Raw genomic sequence first — 18,452 nt, forward strand, 5'->3', positions numbered from 1 at the left:
CGGGTAGTCAACCAACCCGAGCGGCCGGTCATTCCCGGCGGGGTTGGTCCCCGGGGCCGGCGGCGAGGCCGCGCGGCACACCATGTTCAACGACCGGGCCCCGCCCATGATTCCGCCCCCCGGGTGGTCCCGACCACGGGACAGCGCGCGCCGAACCCGGAGACCGCACCCAACCGGGCAGTCCACGAACCGGGCACCCGGCGCAATCGGGATCCGGGCGACGACCGGGCGACCTGGTGGGCGTCAGGATGACCGACTCCAAGACGCCGAAACGGGGGTATCCGGCTCGCGGCGATACCGCCATGTCAGCGAACTGGAGTCGATCATCCGGCCCGCCCCTCACCCGCCACCCCTTGATCGACTCGGGCTCGTCGAAGTCGCGGTATCCGGGCACCGGGACACCCCGACACCACGGAACCCGAGTGGATCAGCCGCCGGCACGGGCGCGAAAGTCGGACATATCTTCCGGCAGGTCAAGGTCTACGGTCGGGTGACGTGGGCCGGCACCGGTAACGGTGGAGGCGGGGCCCGGTGGACCGTTCCCCCTTGTCCGCTAGGGCGAACCCGTCGGCGGGCGCCGGGTCCATGCCCAGGTCTCCAGCGCGGTCCGGTCAACCAGCGTAATGTCCAGTTGCCGGGCGATCCGGACGCCGTCGCCCGCCGTGAAATGGCTGTTCGTCACCAGCATGCAGATCTCGCCGCCGTGGATGTCCCGGCAGGTACCGGCGAACCGCTGGATCGCGGCACTCCCGACCCGATTGTTGAGGCTCTGCCGCTTGCACTGGACGACGACCCGGCGGCCGTCGGGAGCGATCGCCGTGATGTCGGCTCCCCGGTCGCCGGAGCCGCCGCGCACCCGCACACCTCGGAAACCCGACGCGGCCAGGAGCCGGGCGAACCACTGCTCGAACTCCGGCCCACTCATTCCGTCGGTGACCGCGATCAGCCGATCCCGCTGGGCCTGCTCGGCCCGCTGGCGGGCCCGCTGCTTCGACACCGTGATGAGCACGGCGACAGCCGCCGCCCCGACGACGAGTGCCAGCCCGCCGACAAGGTACGGGTGCCGCCGTACGAAGTCCACGACCACGCTGACCAGCACCAGGACAACCACCACTGCCAGCGCGATCCCCCAGCCGTTGGCCGAGTCGCGGCTGGCCCCGCCCCGGCGCGTCGATCTCCAGACGACGCGGCGGCGACGCTTCCGGAAGTGCGCCCGCACCCGGGCACCGTTCTTCCTGGTGTGCGACCGCACGTACGGCATCAGCCACCTCCGCAGACCGAGGAAGCCTCAGTGTGGCGTTCGCATCCGACACGGAACCGCGACAACGACCGATGCTGTCGGCTTCCCGTCACCAGTGGACATCGGCCGGACATGCAGTGATCTGCACAGTCCCGCAGCTGAGGCCGTACTTCTGGCGGCACTTCAACCGCCGCGGTCGCTAGCCGGCGTGCCACATCGGCGCGCTGCGGTTGGCCGTCTTGACGACGACGGCCGGCTCGGCGAGGGCGGCGGCGAGCCGCCGGGAGGCGGCCACCGCGAGCGGGCCCAGTGTCGGGTGGCCGATCACGGCGTGGCACGCCTGCAATCCGATCTCGGCCAGCTCGCGCCGGTTCAGCTCGATCCGCCAAGGGTGGTCCCGCCGCTCGGCTGCCGCGGCACGGATTCGACGGTGCAGTTCGGCCTGCTCGTCGCTGGTCTGCCGCATCGCCTCCACCGACCAGCGCCAGGCCTCGGCGAAGACGAGCAGGTCGGTCCGGTCGGGCGGCTGGTCGAGGAGCAGCAGCTCCTCGTGGCAGACGCGCAGGGCGGCGGCCGGCTCCCCGCCGTCGAGGAGCAGCCGGGCGAGCAGTCCCGCGCCGATCGTCGCCGGTTCGCCGAGGTCCTGCGCGGCGGCCGCCCGCAGTCGGTCCAGCCGGGCTCGCGCCCGGCCGGTGTCGCCGCATGCGTGATCGAGCACGGCCAGGAACTCCTCGATGCCGGGCTGCGCCCGCCCGGGCCCGGTGCCAAGCCCTGAAGCGCGAGCGGCCGCGCCGACGCCGTCCGCCAGGCGGCGCAGTTCCTCAGCGGCGGCACGCAGCTGCGTCATCGGCGCGCCGGCCGCGATCAGCCGAGCGACGACGTCCCGCTGCTCGGCCAGCGATGCCGGCACGACGGGCGGCGGGAGCGGGGCCAGCAGGTTCGCCAGGCGACGCCACTCGCCGGCGGCAGCGCCGGCCAGCAGCGCGCGACGCAGCGCCGCCACGGTGAGGTCGTCGGCGTACCCGATGCTCGACGCCCGGGTCTGCGTGACGTCGGCGAAGATGCCAAGCGCCTCCGTCCAGTAGCCGGCCCGGGCCAGTTCGACACCGAACTCCTCCCGCAGCCGGCTTCCCCGCCGCCCGGCCGCCGACCCCGCGGCGAGCCGGCTCTGCATCCGGCTGTGCCGGAACCGGTAGGCGCCGGCGGCGTCGCGCAGCAGTCCGACCGTTTCGGCGTACGCCAGGAAGCCGAGCAGCCGGTGCGGCGTGTGGCCACGGATCGCGAGGGTGGCCCGGGTCAGGGCGAAGCGCAGCCACGCCCCGCCGCCACGCCGGTGCAGCCACCAGCCGAGCCCGAGCCCCGTTCCGGCATAGACCAGTGCCGGCAGCGGTGGCACGGCGGGCAGCACCCCGGTGAGCCGCAGCGCCGCGACGACGACGAGCAGCCGGAGGAGGGCATTGGCGACGCTGGACAGCGCGGAGGCGACGCTGGCGGCGCGATCCGCGTCGACGGTTTCGACCACGCTGGTGGCACCGAGTTCGGCCGCGGGCGCGGCGACGTCGACCCGCAGCCCGGCCCGGACCGCGTCGTAGGCCCACCACAGCAGCCCGACCAGCACGGCAGCCCGGACCGGGTCGGACCACGAGGGCAGTCCCGGAACCCGGTCGAGCAGCGCGACGAGCTGCGCGGAGGGGGTGACCGTCGAGAACAGGGCGAGCGTCACGAAGGCCCAGAACGCGCCGCCGACCAGGCCGGTGAGCAGCCCGGTGCGCAGCGCCCGGAGCCCGCCGACGAACGCCACCCGGCGTGGCATCTCCCGGCCGGCCCGGCCCGCGCCGCGCACCAGCGACACCGCAGTGGCCAGTAGGAACGCCATGACGGTGAAGCCGACCGTCTCGTGGGCCAGACCCTCGAGGAGGTCCCGGGTCGCCGGATCGGTGACCTGGGCGGCGGTCGCGGTGAGGGCGTCGCGGGAGAGCGTCAGCGCCAGGCACACCGCCACCGCGGTTCGCAGGCCGGCGGCGAGCGCCCAGAACGGGCCCGGCTGTGCGGTCGCCAACTGCCACCAGCGGAACTCCCGGGCGTCCAGCGACTCCAGGTGCGCGGCGAGGAAGGCGAGGTACCGCCGCGCGGTCTCCGGCTCCCAGCGCCACAACCCCTGCCCACCGCCGCGGGACCGCAGGGCGGCGTCCACGGCCCTGGTGAGCAGGTCGTCCTCGACCGAGCGGCGTCCCCGCTCCCGGGCCAGCGGCACGAGGTCGCGAGGGTCGGTGCCCGGCTGGTCGAAGGCGCTGCGGGCCAATGCCACCATCAGCGGCGTGGCGAGCGCGGCGGTCAGCTCCGGGTCGTCACCGAGCGTGGTGGCGACGGTGGACCAGTTGCCCACTTGGTGCAGCGGAGCGGCATCGACCAGGTAGTCGGCGACCTCGGTGGGCGAGGGGGGTTCGAGCACCACCACGGCGGCGCCGCGCAGCTTCTCCCCCTGGCTCAGGTAGCGCTCGTAGACGGTGGTCCGGCAGGTGAGGACGAAGCGCTGCGTCGGCAGCGCGTTGAGTTCGTCGAGGCAGGCGATCAGGCGCTCCTCGGGCACCTCGTCCAGCCCGTCGAGGACCGGGACGACCAGATCGGTCACGACCAGGTCGCGCAGCACGGCGTCGCGGCTCGGGTGGTCGGCCGCGAGCTGCGGATACCGCCGGCCGATCCGGTCGACGAGCCAGTCGCGGAAGCCCTCCCGGTCGGGGTCCCAAGAGTCCGCCGGCACCAGCACCGGGATCGGCGCGTCCGGCTCGCGGTGCAGGGGCAGCTCCCGGGCCAGCCGCAGCGCGATGATCGACTTTCCGGAGCCGGCCGGCCCCAACAGCAGCAGCCGCCCGGAGGGTACGGCCTGGTAGCAGCTCCACAGTGTTCCGTCGCGGCCGGCTAGGTCCAACGGAACGGCGTCGCTGGACCGGCCGATGGCTCGCCACGAGGGGAGGAACCGGTCGGGGGCGTTGCGCCACCGCACCGGCAGCGGGTACGGCTCGTCGACGGCGCGCAGCAGCGCCTCGTCGGTCGGGTCGCGACGGATCAGCTCGGCCAGCTCGTCGGCGGCCGCCCGCCGGTGCGCGGCCGCCGCGGCGAGGCTGGCCGGCCCGGCGTGGAAGACCTGATCCAGCAGGACGTAGACGGCGATGACCCCGGCCACCACGCCCCAGGTCCAGTTGACCTTCTCGAAGTCGTACCGCAGCCACACCCACGCGGTGCCGCCCGCGGCCAGCGCGGCCACGACGGCCAGCAGTCCCCACTTCCACACTCGACGCCGCACCGCACGATTGTGATCGACTCCGGCGGCGAGGGACACCCCGCAGGAAGTCGCGCAGCTTCAGGGAAGTAGTGGCCTCGGCGGGCCGGGAAGGGGACTACTTCCCTGAAGTTGCGGCAACCACAGCCCCCGAGCTTCAGCTCGGGACGTCGCGGTGGCGGAAGGCGGCAACGCCGGCGGTGAGGAACGCCGCCGCGACCCCGACGAGCAGCACCAGCGGCAGGACCGCCGGGTCGACCGCGGGCACGGGCGGGACGTGCGTGTACGGCGAGAGGTTCAGCGCGGCCTGCGGCAGCTCCAGCACCGCGCCGAGCTGCCCGAGGAGCAGGAAGACCAGCAGCGCCGTCCAGGAGAGCACCACCGACCACCGGGGCAGCAGGCCGAAGAGGGCGGTCACCACCCCGGCCACCACGAGCAGGGCCGGCAGGCGCAGCAGGGCGGCGCCGGCCAGTGCGACGGCCTCGCCGAGCGGGTCACCGGTGACCAGGCCGTAGCCGAGCCCGGTGGTCAGCCCGGCGAGCAGCAGCAGGGCGAGCGCGCCGATCGTCGCCGCGAGCACCTGGGTGCCGAGCCAGCGGCTCCGGCTCACCGCGGTGGCCAGGGCGGCCTCCAGCACCCCGTCGGACTCGTCGCCGCGCACCCGCAGCAGGGCCTGCACCACGTACGCCCCGATGGTCAGCGCGAAGAGCCCGAGCATCGCGGTCAGGTACGCGTCGATCAGGTTGGCGCCGCCGCCCATCGCGTTGATCGCCTCGGCGGCGGCCGGGTTCTGCTCCATCATGGCGTTGAACTCGTCGCCGGCGACGCCCATGGAGAGGCCGAGCACGGCCACCCCGACGGCCCAGCCGAGCAGCGTGCCGCGCTGCATGCGCCAGGCCAGGCCGGCGGGGCTGAGCAGCCGCGCGGTGGCGCTCGCCGGGCCGCGGCGGGGGGCGACCAGCCCGGCGCCCTGGTCCCGCCGCTCGGCGAGGGCGTACGCCGTGGCCACGCCGGCGATCAGCAGCGCGACGGGCAGAGCGAGCACCCACCACCGTTCTCCTTCGAAGGCGCGTACCTGGTTGCCCCAGCCGAGCGGGGAGAGCCAGGACGGCCAGGCGCTCGCCACCCGGGTGCCGTCGGCGCTCTGCTCGCCGAGCACGTCGCCGGCGGCGCGCAGCACGAAGGCGAGGCCGACGGCGGCGGCGGCGAGCGCGTTGGCGCCCCGGGAGGTGACCGAGAGCTGCGCGGTGACTGCGGCGATCGCCGTGAAGGCCACCCCGACGCCACCGACGGCGGCGGCCGCCGCGACGGAGCCGGCCAGCGGCAGGCCGGCGCCGGCGAAGGCGAGCGCCAGCAGCGCCGCCGCCAGGACGTTCGCGGCGACGACGACCAGCAGCGCGGCGGTCAGCGGCGCGTACCGGCCGACCACCGACGCGCCGAGCAGCTCCGCCCGGCCGGTCTCCTCGTCCTGGCGGGTGTGCCGGGTGACCGCGAAGGTGCTCAGCAGCGCGACGATCAGGGCCAGCGTCACGTACGTCTCGGCGACCACCACCGCGCCGAGGTCGGTGCCGGCGATCGGGCCGTTGAAGGCGCGGGCGACCAGGCTGGACGCGGACGTGGTGGCGTAACCCTGCCGGGCCGCCTCGTCGGGGTAGACGCCGGCCACGCTGCCGGCGAGGGCGTAGCCGAGCAGCGGGGTGCCGAGGATCCAGATCGCGAGGCGGACCCGGTCGCGGCGCAGCACGAGCCGGGCCAGCCGGCGGGTGCCGGTGAGCGCGGTCATCGGACGCCGGCCCGCGACGCTTCGGCCGGCCGGCCGCCGTCGGCGCCGTGCTGGTCGCTGCCGGCGGCGTGCTGGTCGCCGTAGTGGCGCAGGAACAGCTGCTCCAGGGTGGGCGGTGTGCTGGTCAGCGCGCGGACGCCGAAGCGGATGAGCTGGCCGAGCAGTTCGTCGAGGTGCGCCGGCTCGACCTCCAGGTGGGTGCGCCCGTCGACCTCGCGTACGTCGTGCACGCCGGGCAGCGTCTCCAGACCGGTGACCGGGCGGGCCGTCTCGACGGTCACCGCGGTGCGGGTGAGATGGCGCAGCTCGGCGAGGCTGCCGGACTCGACGGTGCGGCCCTCGCGGATGATGCTGACCCGGTCGCAGAGCGCCTCGACCTCGGCGAGCACGTGGCTGGAGAGCAGCACGGTGGCGCCGGCCTGCTTGATCCGCCGGACCTCGTCCTGGAACACCGCCTCCATCAGCGGGTCGAGGCCGGAGGTCGGCTCGTCGAGCACGTACAGCTCGACGCCGGAGGAGAAGGCGGCGACGATGGCGACCTTCTGCCGGTTGCCCTTGGAGTAGGTGCGGCACCTGCGGGTGGGGTCGAGGTCGAAGCGTTCGAGCAGTTCGTCGCGGCGGCGCCGGTCGAGACCGCCGCGCAGCTCGCCGAGCAGGTCGATCGCCTCGCCGCCGGTGAGGTTCGGCCAGAGGTTGACGTCGCCCGGCACGTACGCCAGCCGGCGGTGCAGGCGCACCGCGTCGCGCCACGGGTCGGCGCCGAGCACCTGCGCCGTGCCGGAGTCGCGGCGCAGCAGCCCGAGCAGGACGCGGATGGTGGTGGACTTCCCGGCCCCGTTGGGCCCGAGGAAGCCGTGCACCTCCCCCGCCTCGACCCACAGGTCGAGCCCGTCGAGTGCCCGGATGGTGCCGAAGGTCTTGACCAGGTTGTCGATCGAGATGACGGGCATGTGCCCCTCCTGCCGTGTGAACGCTTCGACCGTCCCCACTGTACTGACCGATGGAAAGTCGGCTCAACGGTGATTCCGCCCACCGGTCAGGACGGCGGTTAGGCTGGCCGGCATGACCGCCGAGCCCGCGGACGACACCCGCACCCGGATCCTGCGCGCCGCGCTCGACCTCTTCGCCGAGCACGGCTACCAGCGCACCTCGCTGCGCCAGATCGGCGAGCGGCTGCGGCTGACCAAGGCGGCGGTTCTCTACCACTTCCCGGCCAAGGAGCACCTGCTCTCGGCGCTGGTCGAGCCGCTGCTGGCCGACCTGGAAGCGCTGCTGGACGTGGCGGGAGAGCAGCCGACCGAGCAGGCCCGCTGGACGGTGCTGGAGGGCTGGGTGGACACCATGCTGGCCCACCGTCGCCCGCTCGGCATGCTCTTCCACGACATCGCCCTGATCACCCGCGGCGACACGTACCACCGGCTGATGGGTATCGCGATGCGGGCGAACGACCTGATCGCCGGGCCGAACGCCGGGCGGCGGGAGCGGGTCCGGGCGGTGCAGGCGGTCGCCACGTGCAGCGACCCGGTGGTCTTCTTCAACGACGTCCCCGACGAGGTGCTCCGCGCCGACATGCTCGACGGCGTACGCCGGCTGCTGACGGCGCCGGGGCCGGGCGCGGGCGTCGGGGCCGGGGTCGGTGACGTCGGCGCGGACGCCGGGCCGGCGGAGCGGCGGCGGCCCGGCCGGCCGCGGGCGCTGGGGCGCGAGCAGGTCGATGCGGCCCGGCGGATGCACGCGGCCGGCACGCACTCGGTGGACGCCATCGCCGCGACGCTGGGCGTCTCGCGGGCTACCGTCTACCGGCACCTCGAGCCGTGATTAATGAGACGGTTTTAGCGACAGTTTCGAGACGGTTTGTGTGACGACCGCGGGCCTCCGGACGCCCGCTCGGCACGGGTGGGTGCCGTCGGCTCAGTCGGCCTTGCCGACCCGCTCGAACGCGCGGGCCAGCTGGACGAGGTCGATGCCCTCGAAGTGGTCGAGGAACCGCCGCCGCACCGCGGCCAGGTGACTCGGCCAGGACTCCTCCACCCGGGCGAAGCCGGCGTCGGTGAGTACGGCGTTCCAGCCGCGGGCGTCCTGTTCGCTGCGGACCCGCTCGACCAGGCCCTGCGTCTCCAGTCGGATGACGGTGCGGGTCATGCCGCTGAGCGACAGCTGGCAGGCCGCCGCCAGCTCGCTCATCCGCAGCTGGCGATCGGGGGCCTCGGAGAGCACCCGCAGGGCGGTGTACTCGGTGAGGGGCAGCTGGCGGTCGCCCACCATGTCGGCGTCGATGAGCCGGGGCAGGGCGTACATCACCTGACCCAGGGCGCGGACGAGCTTCTCCTCGTCGGGGTTGAGGGGCCGCAGCGGTTCCGCGGTGGGGCTGGACATGCATCCATCCTAGTTGCTTGAGCGATCAACTGTGTGACCCCAAACATACCCCCGAAATTTGTTTGACCAAGCAAGGTGTGGCTAGCTTCGACGGGCCAGGCAAGGGACTTCTCTGGAAGGGCACCACACACATGACCAGGATCGGGATCATCCTCGGCAGCACCCGCCCGGGGCGTAACGGCGAGGCCGTCGCCCGCTGGGTTCTCGAGATCGCCAAGCAGCGCTCGGACGCCGAGTTCGAGCTGATCGACCTGCTCGACTACCAGCTGCCGCACCTCGACGAGGCGTACCCGCCCTCGATGGGCCAGTACACCCAGCCGCACACGCTGCGCTGGGCCAACACCATCGCGTCGTTCGACGGGTTCGTGATGGTCACCCCCGAGTACAACCACTCGACCTCGGGCGCCCTCAAGAACGCCATCGACTTCCTCTACGCCGAGTGGAACAACAAGGCCGTCGGCTTCGTCAGCTACGGCTCGGTCGGTGGCGCCCGGGCGGTCGAGCACCTGCGCCTGATCTCCGGCGAGCTCCAGATGGCCGACGTGCGGTCCCAGGTCGCGCTGTCGCTCTTCACCGACTTCGAGAACTTCAGCGTCTTCAAGCCGGGCCCGTTCCAGCAGGACGCGCTGAACACCACGCTCGACCAGGTCGTGGCCTGGAGCACCGCGCTCGCCCCGCTGCGCAACCGCTGAGGCGCAACCCCGAACTGAGCGGAATGATGGCCGCGGGGCTTCCCCGCGGCCATCATTCATTCCGGCGTCCGAGCCCGGCGGGCGGTCGAGTCGTGGTGCTCCACGCCGTCGAGGCAGCCGGGGCGGCGCCACGAAGCTCAGGCGGCCAGGGTCGCGTAGCGACCGTTGCGGTCGATCAGGTTGTCGTGGGTGCCGCACTCGGCGATCCGGCCGTGGTCGAGCACCGCGATCTGGTCGGCGCCGCGCACGGTGGAGAGCCGGTGCGCGATGGTGACGGTGGTCCGCCCCTCGGCGAGCGCGTCGAACGCCCGCTGCACGGCCCGTTCGGTCTCGGTGTCCAGGGCGCTGGTCGCCTCGTCGAGGATCAGCACCCGCGGATCGCGCAGCAGCGTACGGGCGATGGCCAACCGCTGCTGCTCGCCGCCGGAGAACCGGTGCCCGCGCGAGCCGACCATCGTGTCGTAGCCGTCGGGCAGACCGGCGATCAGGTCGTGGATCTGCGCGGCGCGCGCGGCGGCCTCGATCTCGGCGTCGGTGGCGTCCGGCCGGGCGTAGCGCAGATTCTCTCGCACGGTGGTGTGCAGCAGGTAGGTCTCCTGACTGACCACGCCGACGATCGCGGCCAGGTCGGCCAGGGACAGGTCGCGCAGGTCGACTCCGTCGACGGTGATCCGGCCACTGTCCGGATCGTGCAGCCGGCTGACCAGCGCGGCGAGGGTGCTCTTGCCGGAGCCGGTCTCGCCGACCAGGGCCAGGCTGCTGCCGGCGGGCACGTCCAGGCTCACCCCGGCGACCGCGGCGGTGTCACTGCCCGGGTAGCTGAAGGTGACCTCCTCCAGGCGCAGGTGGCCGCGCACGCGGCGGGGGTCGAGCCGGACCGGGTCGCTCGGGTCGGCCACCTCGATCGGCAGGTCCAGGTACTCGAAGATCCGGGCGAAGAGCGCGAGCGAGGCGGTCAGCGAGACGCCCACGTTGAGCAGGCCCATCAGCGGACGGAACAGCCCGTTCTGCAGGGCGGTGAAGGCGACCAGGGTGCCGATGCTGAGCGTGCCGGCGGTGCCGGGCAGGCCGGCGCTGAGGTAGATGACCGCCGGAATGGCGGCGAAGAGGATGCTCATCGAGGCCATCCGCCAGCGTCCGGCCAGCTCGCTGCGCAGCTCCAGGTCGACCAGGCGGGCGGAGGAGCTGGTGAACCGCTCGATCAGGGCCGGACCGGTGCCCAACGTCTTGGCCAGCCGTACGCCGCTGATCGACAGTCCCTCCTCCACGGTGACGTTGAGGTCGGCGAGTTCGCGCTGGCGTCGGGCGGTGATGTCCCGGCGCAGGCGGGCCACCCGGCGGGTCAGCCAGATCGCCGGCGGCAGGATGACCAGGGAGACCAGGGAGAGCCGCCAGGACAGCGCCACCATGGCGGCGGCGGTCGCGACCACCGTGGTCAGGTTGGCCGCGACGGCGGTGGCGGTGGAGGTGACCACCGACTGCATGCCGCCGATGTCGTTGGTGATGCGGGACTGCACCTCGCCGGTGCGGGTGCGGGTGAAGAAGCCCAGCGACTGGCGCTGGAGGTGGGTGAAGACGTCGGTGCGCAGCCGGTGCATGACCTCTTGGCCGACCCGGGTCGAGATCCAGGTCTGCACCACGCCGAGCACGGCGGTCACCGCCGCCACCGCGACCATGCCGAGGACCAGCCAGACCAGCAGGGTCACGTCACGCGCCGGCAGGGCCTGGTCGATCACGTGCCGGAGCAGGAACGGCGAGGCCATCGCGACGATCGAGGAGGCCACGATGATCGCGGTGACCGCGCCCAGCGCGCCTCGGTGCGGGGAGAACAGCCCGGCCACGCGACGCAGCGAGACCTGCCGGGCCTGCGCCTTCTCGTCGGCACTGACGGTACGGGGGCCGCGGTCGCGGCCGTGGGGGGTGGGCTCCAAGAGGGGTACCTGCCTTCGTCGGGGGCATTGCTGAGGTTACCTCATCATGAGGGAACAACCGTATCTGCTGCTACGGTATTCCCCGTGATCGAGGCGGACGGCGACGACGAGACCCTGGCCGAAGCCTTCTGGGGGGTGGCCCGCCGACTGCGCCACCGCACCCGGGAGTCGCTGGAGCCGTGGGACGTCACCCCCAGCCAGGCCCGCGCGCTCGGCGTCCTGGCCCGGCACGGCGTGCTGCGGCCCGGCTCGCTCGCCGAGCACCTGCGCATCGCTGCCCGCTCGGCCACCGAGGTGGTCGACGACCTGCAGGCCCGGGGTCTGGTGGAGCGCCGACCCGATCCGAACGACCGGCGCGCCACCCTGGTCGCGCTCACCGCAGAGGGCGCCCGGACGGCCTCGGCCATCCGGGACGCCCGGCATGCCGAGGCGGACCGGTTCTTCGCCGACCTCGACCCGGCCGACCGGGAACAGCTCGCCCGGATCCTGCGTACTCTGCGCGGCTGAGCCGCCGCGGCACCGACCCGCACGCCGCGGCGTCGGGTTTGCGCAACCCCGCTGCGGGTAGCCGAGCCGCCCGTCCGATCGACGGGACCGGTGCGTGACGGGAGGGAACCGCGGTGCCTGTGCTGACCCCTGTGACCCACCGGCGGCGCTGATGTGCGGCGTCACCGGCGAGGCCCGGTTCGACGGGTCGACCCCGGACGCCGCGGCGGTGACCCGGATGACCGAGGCGATGCGATCGCGGGGCCCGGACGGCGAAGGGCTGTGGAATGACGGCTGGATCACCCTCGGGCACCGCCGGCTGACCATCATCGACCTCTCCGAGGCCGGCGCCCAGCCGATGGTCCGCGCGGACCTGGGGCTCGCGCTGGTCTTCAACGGCTGCATCTACAACTACCCGCAGCTGCGCGAGGAGCTACGGGAGGCCGGCTACACCTTCCACTCCACCAGCGACACCGAGGTGATCCTGGTGGCCTACGCCGAGTGGGGTGAACGCTTCGTCGACCACCTGGTCGGCATGTTCGCGTTCGCGCTGGTCGACCAGGCCCGGCGGCGGCTGGTGCTGGCCCGGGACCGGCTCGGCATCAAGCCGCTCTACCTCGCCGAGTCCCCCGGCCGGCTCCGGTTCGCCTCCAGCCTGCCGGCGCTGCTGCGCGCCGGTGACGTGGACACCGGCATCGACCCGGTGGCCCTGCACCACTACCTCTCCTGGCACTCGATCGTGCCGGCGCCCCAGACCATCCTGCGTGGGATACGCAAGCTGCCGCCCGCCACGATGCGGATCGTCGGGGCCGACGGGCGCAGCCGCGACGAGGTGTACTGGCAGCCGGAGTACGTCCGGGAGCCGGCCCACGCCGGCCGGGACGCCCGCGAATGGCAGGCGGCCGTCGGGGACGCGCTGCGCACCGCCGTACGCCGACGGCTGGTCGCCGACGTCCCGGTCGGCGTGCTGCTCTCCGGCGGGCTGGACTCCAGCCTGATCGTGGCGCTGCTCGCCGAGGCCGGGCAGCGGCACCTGCGCACGTTCAGCATCGGCTTCGACAGCCGCGGCGACGAGTCCGGCGACGAGTTCCACTACTCGGACCTCGTCGCGCGGGCCTTCGACACCGACCACCAACGCATCCGGCTGGCCGACGACGACCTGGTGCCGGCGGTACGCCGGACCGTGCTGGCCATGACCGAGCCGATGGGCAGCCACGACGTGGTCGCCTTCCACCTGCTCTCCGAGCAGGTGGCCCAGCACGTCAAGGTGGCCCAGTCCGGGCAGGGCGCCGACGAGGTCTTCGCCGGCTACGGCTACCACCAGCCGCTGGCCCGGGTGGCCCGCGAGGCCGCCGCGGCGGAGTTCGCCGACGCGTTCTTCGACCGGGACCACGCCGAGCTGAACCAGGTCGTCGGCCCGGCGTACGCGCTGGAGCACGACGCCAGCCGGGAGCTGCTCGACGCGCACCTGGCCGCCCCGGGAGCGCAGACCGCGCTCGACGCGGTGCTGCGGCTGGACACCCACCTGATGCTCCCCGACGACCCGGTCAAGCGGGTGGACAGCATGAGCATGGCCTGGGGGTTGGAGGTGCGCACCCCCTTCCTGGACCAGGACCTGGTGGCCCTGGCCGCGCAGTGCCCGCCGGAGCACAAGGTGAGCCAGGGCGGCAAGGGGGTGCTCAAGGAGGTGGCCCGGGAGGTGCTGCCGGCCGAGGTGATCGACCGGCGAAAGGGCTACTTCCCGGTGCCGGCGCTGCGCAACGTGGACGGTCCAGTGCGCGAGCTGGTCGCCGAGGCGTTGCAGGCGCCGGCGGCCCGCGAGCGTGGCCTGTTCCGCCAGGAGTACGTCGCGCACCTGCTCGCCGAGCCGGACCGGGCCGCGGCGGCGGCCGGTAGCAACAAACTCTGGCAGCTCGGCCTGCTGGAGATCTGGCTCCAGGCACACGGCATCCGCTGACTGACCGGCCGGCGTGCCGGGGCGACGAGGCGTGCGTCAGCCGCGGGTCTGGGCGGCGAGGTCGGCGAGGACGGCGCGCAGGTCGCCGGTGCGCTCGAGGATGCGGCGTTGCCGGGTCGCGCCGGTGCCCTCGTCCCGCAGCCGGGCCAGCTGGGCGACCACGTACACCAGGTCGCCGTGGCGGACCAGCGCGGGGGTGACGGTGGCGAAGAGCTCGTCGACCAGCGCCCAGGCCGGCCGGGCGCCGCCGGCGCGCAGGTCGATCAGGTCACCGTCCAGGCCGTCGTGGGCGGCCCGCCAGTGCGCGGCGGAGACCAGGCAGTCGCGCACGGGCGGGGCGAGGATCCCGGCCCGCACGTCGTCGAGCACCGTGGCGACCAGCGCGCGCACCAGCGCGGCGACGAGCACGGTGTCGTCGACGGTCGGGCAGACGTCACCGACCCGGATCTCCACCGTCGGATAGGCCGCGGACGGCCGGGCGTACCAGTAGACCATCGCGGCGTCGAGCATGATGCCGGCGGCGATCAGCTCGTCCACCGTGCGGTCGTAGTCGGTGGCGGAGGCGAAGTACGGGGTGGGGCCGATGCTCGGCCAGCGCTCGAGCTGCATCCCCCGCCAGCTGGCGTGCCCGGTGTCGGCGCCGTCGTGCAGCGGCGAGTTGGTGGTGATCGCCTGCACCACCGGCAGCCAGGGCCGCAGGTGGTTGCAGACCTGCACGGCCAGTTCGCGGTCGGGCACTCCGACGTGCACGTGACAGCCGCAGACCGCGGGGTCGTGCGCCACGGGCCCGTATCGGCGGGACATGGCGTGGTACCGCGGTTTGTCCGGCACCGTCCGGTGCGGCTCGCGCAGCGGCGTCGCGCCGACCGCGACCAGCCGGGCCCCGGCCGCCTCGGCCGCGTCGGCGGCGGAGCGGCGCAGGGCCACCAGCTGGGCGCGCAGTTCGGCCAGGTCGGCGGTGACCGGGGTGACCATCTCGACCATGCTGTGCCGGAACTCCTGCCGGCTCTGGTCCCGGGCCGGGCCGGGCAGCGCGGTCAGCACCCGGTCGGCGACCGGCAGGTTCTCGCCCGTCTCGGGGTCGAGCAGCAGGAACTCCTCCTCCACGCCGAGGGTCAGCGTGGTCAGGTCGGGCACCGCGGTGGCGACTGTCGGCCGGTAGGTCATCTGCGTCGGCGTCCGTTTCGTCGGGCGGCGCCCCGGGCGCCGCACTCCGGCGCCACCCGCGTTCCCGCCGCCCCGACCGGCAAACGCCGCCGCGATCGGGCCGGGCCGGATCAGCCCAGCCGCCGCGCCCGGGCCGTCAGGAAGGCCCGCTCGGCCGCGTTCAGCGTCGCGGCGGCGGCCGTCCGGTACGCGGCGGCGGCCTCCGCGAACCGACCGAGCCGGACCAGCAGGTCGGCGCGGACCGCGTGGAACACGTGATAGTCGGCCAGGTCCAGCGGCTCCACGGCGGCCAGCGCCGCCGCCGGGCCGGCCACCTCGGCCAGCGCCACCGCCCGGTTCAGCGCCACCACCGGCCCGGCGTCGAGCGCCGTCAACTGGTCGTACAGCTGGAGGATCTGACCCCAGTCGGTCTCCGCGAGCCGCGCCGCGTCGCTGTGCACCGCGGCGATCGCGGCCTGGATCTGGTACGGGCCGGGCCGGTCGCGCCGCAGACAGCGGCGGACCAGTGCCTGCCCCTCGACGACCAGCTCGCGGTCCCAGCGGCCGCGGTCCTGCTCCGGCAGCGGCACCAGGTTGCCCTCGTCGGTGGTACGCGCGCCGCGCCGCGCCTCGGTCAGCAGCATCAGGGCGAGCAGCCCGAGCGCCTCGGGCTCGTCCGGCATCAGCTCGACCAGCAGCCGGGCCAGCCGGATCGCCTCCGCGCACAGCTCGTCGCGAACCAGCCGCCGCCCCGAGCTGGCGGTGTGCCCCTCGGTGAAGATCAGATAGAGCACGGCGAGCACGGTGTGCAGCCGCTCCGGCAGGTCGGCGTCGCGCGGCACCCGGTACGGGATCCGGGCCGCCCGGATCTTGGCCTTGGCCCGGACCAGGCGCTGCGCCATGGTGGACTCGGGCACCAGGAAGGCGCGGGCGATCTCGGCGGTGCTCAACCCGCCGAGCAGCCGCAGGGTCAACGCCACCCGGGCCGCCGGGGCGAGCGCCGGGTGGCAGCAGGTGAAGATCAGACGCAGCCGGTCGTCGCGCACCGGTCCCTCCTCGACGGGCGTGGTCGGGGCGTGCAGGAGGGCCGCCTGGGTGTGCCGTTCGGCCCGGGACGCCTCCCGGCGCAGCCGGTCGATGGCCCGGTTGCGGGCCGTGGTGATGATCCAGCCCGCCGGGCTGGGCGGCAGCCCGGTCCGCGGCCACCGCCGCACCGCCACGGTGAACGCCTCCTGGACCGCCTCCTCGGCGAGGTCGAGGTCGCCGAGGAGGCGGGTCAGCACGGCGACCGCCCGGCCGTACTCGGCGCGGAACACCGCCGCCACGTCCGCCGGCTCGCGGTCACCCACAGCTCAGCCCTGGAACGGGCGCACCTCGATGGGCAGGGTGGTGGCCCGCGCGTACCGCCGGCCCCACTCCAGCGCCGCGTCGAGATCCGGCACGTCGATGATGGTGAACCCGCCGAGGTACTCCTTGCCCTCGACGAACGGCCCGTCCGTGACGAACACCTCGCCGCCGCGCGGGCGAAGCACGGTGGCCGTCTCCGGCGCGTGCAGGCCCTGACCGAAAACCCACGACCCGGCGGCCGCCAGCTCCTCACGGATCACCCCGAGCTCGCGCATCACCCCGTCCAGGAACTCCGGGTCGGGCAGCCCGTCGCCCACGGGCTCGTAGATGCTGAGCAGGTACTGCGCCATGTCTTCCTCCTCGCACGGCGGCCGGCCCTCGCCGACCTCTCATCCTCCACACGAACGCCGCCGGCCGGAATCGACAGGCCCGGCCCGGGAATTTCCGGCCGTTGGTGAGATCGACACCGCGGCGGGCCGGCCGCGCCGGCACAGCGGATGACCGTGCGGGCGCGGGTCGGTGGGGCTGCGGTGTCGAGCCGTCCGGGCCGGCTCCGATGGTGTAGAAAGGCGGAGTGAGCGCAGCGCTGACCCAGGTGCGGAGCACCGACCGTGGAACGGTCCACGGTGGCTGACCACGACCAGCTGCCCGCGCCGGTGAGCCCCGGCACCGCGCTGGTGCAGCTCGGCGACGTGCCCCTCGCCGATCTGCTGGCCGGTGCCGGTGACGGCGTGCTCGCCCACGTGCTGGGCACCCTCGTCACCGGTGACGACCCGGGCCGACCCGGCGACGTGTCGGCGTTCGAGTCGAGCTTCTGACCATGCCCGCCGACGCGCTGCCGTCGGCCACCCGGCCCGGCCCTGACCGTGCCGCCCACACGCCGGCAGGCTCCGACGTGGGCCCGGCGCCCCGGGTACGCCAGCTCGTGCTCAAGCTGCACAGCCGCTGCAACCTCGCGTGCGACCACTGCTACGTCTACCGCAACGCCGACCAGGGGTGGCGGGAACGACCCCGGGTGATCGGGCCGGGCACCGTCGACCGGGTCGCCGACCGGCTGGCCGCGCACGTCGCGCGGCACCGCACCGAGCGGGTCCGGGTCGTGCTGCACGGCGGGGAGCCGCTGCTGGCCGGGCCGACGGTGATCGACCGGACGGTACGGACGTTGCGCACCGCGATGCCCGCCGGCACCAGCCTGGACGTCGGGGTGCAGACCAACGGGCTGTTGCTCGACGAGACCTTCCTCGACCTCTTCCGCACCCACCGGGTCGACGTCGGGGTGAGCCTGGACGGCGATCCGGCCGCCAACGACCGGCACCGCCGGCACGCCGACGGGCGGGGCAGTCACGCCGAGGTGGCGACGGCGCTGCGGCTGCTGGCCCGCCCCGAGCATCGAGCCCGCTACGCGGGGCTGCTCTGCACGGTCGACCTGGCCAACGATCCGGTCCGGGTCTACGAGGCGCTGCTGGAGTTCGCCCCGCCCCGGCTGGACCTGCTGCTGCCGCACGGCAACTGGTCGCAGCCCCCACCGGGGCGCCGCCCGGGCGGCACGGACGCCCCGTACGGCGAGTGGCTGATCGCCGTCTTCGACCGCTGGTACCGCGAGACGCCCCGGCGCACCGGCATTCGGCTGTTCGAGTCGCTGATCGCGCTGGTGCTCGGCGGTCGCAGCGGTACGCAGGCGCTCGGCGGGGCGGAGCCGGACGTCATGACGATCGAGACCGACGGCACCATCGAGGGCACCGACACGCTGAAGACCACCGCCGAGGAGTCGATGCGCACCGGCTACGACGTCTTCCGGCACTCCTTCGACGAGGCGCTGCGGCATCCGTCGCTGGCCGGCCGACCGACCGGCCCGGCCGCGCTCGCCGCGACCTGCCGGGCCTGCCCGGTGGTCAGCGCCTGCGGCGGCGGCCTCTACGCGCACCGCTTCCGCGCCGGCGCCGGCTTCGCCCACCCGTCGGTCTACTGCCCGGACCTGTACCGGCTGATCCGGCACGTGCGCTCCGTGGTCGCCGCCGACGTCGACGCGCTGCACCGGCGGATCGCGCCGCCCGTCCTCACCCCGGCGAGCGGCGCGGCGGGCAATGGCCCGCCGACGGCCGGCGGCACGTCGGGCAGGGCGCGGCCGGACGGCGGCACGCCGGGCAGGGCGCAGACGCCCGGTGGCACGCCGGACACTGCGCGGCCGGCGCGGGTGCCGGCCGGGCGGTAGCC

Annotated in this window: 15 protein-coding genes; 6 read left to right on the forward strand and 9 right to left on the reverse strand. The window is 74.1% G+C overall.

The window, feature by feature from the left end; all coding sequences use genetic code 11:
* Positions 1–553: 553 nt before the first annotated feature.
* From ACIBBA_RS31810 to ACIBBA_RS31825, 4 genes are all read right to left on the reverse strand, one after another.
* Complete coding sequence (locus ACIBBA_RS31810; RefSeq protein WP_396702344.1) at positions 554–1,261, reverse strand: restriction endonuclease; 708 nt, start codon at positions 1,259–1,261, stop codon at positions 554–556.
* A gap of 178 nt (positions 1,262–1,439) precedes the next feature.
* Positions 1,440–4,544 carry an NACHT domain-containing protein gene (locus ACIBBA_RS31815; protein ID WP_396702346.1) on the reverse strand — a complete coding sequence of 1,035 codons (3,105 nt, stop codon included), beginning with the start codon at positions 4,542–4,544 and terminating at the stop codon, positions 1,440–1,442.
* 133 nt (positions 4,545–4,677) lie between these two features.
* Positions 4,678–6,303 carry an ABC transporter permease gene (locus ACIBBA_RS31820; protein WP_396702348.1) on the reverse strand — a complete coding sequence of 542 codons (1,626 nt, stop codon included), beginning with the start codon at positions 6,301–6,303 and terminating at the stop codon, positions 4,678–4,680.
* On the reverse strand, positions 6,300–7,253 hold the full coding sequence (locus ACIBBA_RS31825) for an ATP-binding cassette domain-containing protein (RefSeq protein ID WP_396702350.1): 954 nt from the start codon (positions 7,251–7,253) through the stop codon (positions 6,300–6,302). The genes ACIBBA_RS31820 and ACIBBA_RS31825 overlap by 4 nt, the downstream gene beginning before the upstream one ends.
* 112 nt (positions 7,254–7,365) lie before the next feature.
* Here ACIBBA_RS31825 and ACIBBA_RS31830 point away from each other — a divergent pair, with 112 nt between their 5' ends.
* Positions 7,366–8,121 (forward strand): TetR family transcriptional regulator, encoded by a 756-nt coding sequence (locus ACIBBA_RS31830; protein WP_396702352.1) that lies wholly within the window; start codon positions 7,366–7,368, stop codon positions 8,119–8,121.
* A gap of 93 nt (positions 8,122–8,214) precedes the next feature.
* On the opposite strand, the gene ACIBBA_RS31835 is transcribed toward ACIBBA_RS31830, so the two are convergent.
* The gene (locus ACIBBA_RS31835) at positions 8,215–8,679 is read right to left on the reverse strand and encodes a MarR family winged helix-turn-helix transcriptional regulator (protein ID WP_396702354.1); all 465 of its coding nucleotides are present in this window, start codon (positions 8,677–8,679) and stop codon (positions 8,215–8,217) included.
* Positions 8,680–8,810: 131 nt separating this feature from the next.
* Between ACIBBA_RS31835 and ACIBBA_RS31840 the strand changes: the two genes are divergently transcribed.
* Complete coding sequence (locus ACIBBA_RS31840) at positions 8,811–9,371, forward strand: NADPH-dependent FMN reductase (protein ID WP_396702356.1); 561 nt, start codon at positions 8,811–8,813, stop codon at positions 9,369–9,371.
* 137 nt (positions 9,372–9,508) lie between these two features.
* Here ACIBBA_RS31840 and ACIBBA_RS31845 read toward each other — a convergent pair whose 3' ends face one another.
* The gene (locus ACIBBA_RS31845; protein WP_396702358.1) at positions 9,509–11,302 is read right to left on the reverse strand and encodes an ABC transporter ATP-binding protein; all 1,794 of its coding nucleotides are present in this window, start codon (positions 11,300–11,302) and stop codon (positions 9,509–9,511) included.
* 84 nt (positions 11,303–11,386) lie between these two features.
* On the opposite strand from ACIBBA_RS31845, the gene ACIBBA_RS31850 reads away from it, so the two are divergent.
* Entirely contained in the window at positions 11,387–11,809 is a 423-nt protein-coding gene (locus ACIBBA_RS31850; protein ID WP_396702360.1) for a MarR family winged helix-turn-helix transcriptional regulator, read from the forward strand.
* Between the two features lie 151 nt (positions 11,810–11,960).
* A complete protein-coding gene (locus ACIBBA_RS31855) occupies positions 11,961–13,745 on the forward strand; it encodes an N-acetylglutaminylglutamine amidotransferase (RefSeq protein ID WP_396702362.1) in 1,785 nt (594 codons plus the stop codon).
* A 36-nt stretch (positions 13,746–13,781) separates the two neighbouring features.
* Here the strand turns inward: ACIBBA_RS31855 and ACIBBA_RS31860 are convergent, their stop codons facing one another.
* From ACIBBA_RS31860 to ACIBBA_RS31870, 3 genes are all read right to left on the reverse strand, one after another.
* On the reverse strand, positions 13,782–14,912 hold the full coding sequence (locus ACIBBA_RS31860; protein WP_396702364.1) for a glutamate--cysteine ligase: 1,131 nt from the start codon (positions 14,910–14,912) through the stop codon (positions 13,782–13,784).
* A 110-nt stretch (positions 14,913–15,022) separates the two neighbouring features.
* Entirely contained in the window at positions 15,023–16,240 is a 1,218-nt protein-coding gene (locus ACIBBA_RS31865) for an RNA polymerase sigma factor (protein WP_396702366.1), read from the reverse strand.
* A gap of 3 nt (positions 16,241–16,243) precedes the next feature.
* On the reverse strand, positions 16,244–16,588 hold the full coding sequence (locus ACIBBA_RS31870) for a YciI family protein (protein WP_396702368.1): 345 nt from the start codon (positions 16,586–16,588) through the stop codon (positions 16,244–16,246).
* A gap of 261 nt (positions 16,589–16,849) precedes the next feature.
* Between ACIBBA_RS31870 and fxsA the strand changes: the two genes are divergently transcribed.
* On the forward strand, positions 16,850–17,056 hold the full coding sequence (gene fxsA / locus ACIBBA_RS31875; RefSeq protein WP_396702370.1) for an FxSxx-COOH cyclophane-containing RiPP peptide: 207 nt from the start codon (positions 16,850–16,852) through the stop codon (positions 17,054–17,056).
* A gap of 2 nt (positions 17,057–17,058) precedes the next feature.
* The gene (locus ACIBBA_RS31880) at positions 17,059–18,450 is read left to right on the forward strand and encodes an FxsB family cyclophane-forming radical SAM/SPASM peptide maturase (RefSeq protein WP_396702372.1); all 1,392 of its coding nucleotides are present in this window, start codon (positions 17,059–17,061) and stop codon (positions 18,448–18,450) included.
* Positions 18,451–18,452: the final 2 nt, after the last annotated feature.

The organism is Micromonospora sp. NPDC051006, from assembly GCF_044456245.1.
Taxonomy (GTDB): domain Bacteria; phylum Actinomycetota; class Actinomycetes; order Mycobacteriales; family Micromonosporaceae; genus Micromonospora.

Excerpts from the sequence above, each read along its gene's own strand:
- ACIBBA_RS31810 (WP_396702344.1), bottom strand. The coding sequence starts at position 1,261 with ATGCCGTACGTGCGGTCGCACACCAGGAAGAACGGTGCCCGGGTGCGG.
- ACIBBA_RS31820 (WP_396702348.1), bottom strand. The coding sequence starts at position 6,303 with ATGACCGCGCTCACCGGCACCCGCCGGCTGGCCCGGCTCGTGCTGCGC.
- ACIBBA_RS31825 (WP_396702350.1), bottom strand. The coding sequence starts at position 7,253 with ATGCCCGTCATCTCGATCGACAACCTGGTCAAGACCTTCGGCACCATC.
- ACIBBA_RS31830 (WP_396702352.1), top strand. The coding sequence starts at position 7,366 with ATGACCGCCGAGCCCGCGGACGACACCCGCACCCGGATCCTGCGCGCC.
- ACIBBA_RS31835 (WP_396702354.1), bottom strand. The coding sequence starts at position 8,679 with ATGTCCAGCCCCACCGCGGAACCGCTGCGGCCCCTCAACCCCGACGAG.
- ACIBBA_RS31840 (WP_396702356.1), top strand. The coding sequence starts at position 8,811 with ATGACCAGGATCGGGATCATCCTCGGCAGCACCCGCCCGGGGCGTAAC.
- ACIBBA_RS31855 (WP_396702362.1), top strand. The coding sequence starts at position 11,961 with ATGTGCGGCGTCACCGGCGAGGCCCGGTTCGACGGGTCGACCCCGGAC.
- ACIBBA_RS31860 (WP_396702364.1), bottom strand. The coding sequence starts at position 14,912 with ATGACCTACCGGCCGACAGTCGCCACCGCGGTGCCCGACCTGACCACG.
- ACIBBA_RS31870 (WP_396702368.1), bottom strand. The coding sequence starts at position 16,588 with ATGGCGCAGTACCTGCTCAGCATCTACGAGCCCGTGGGCGACGGGCTG.
- ACIBBA_RS31880 (WP_396702372.1), top strand. The coding sequence starts at position 17,059 with ATGCCCGCCGACGCGCTGCCGTCGGCCACCCGGCCCGGCCCTGACCGT.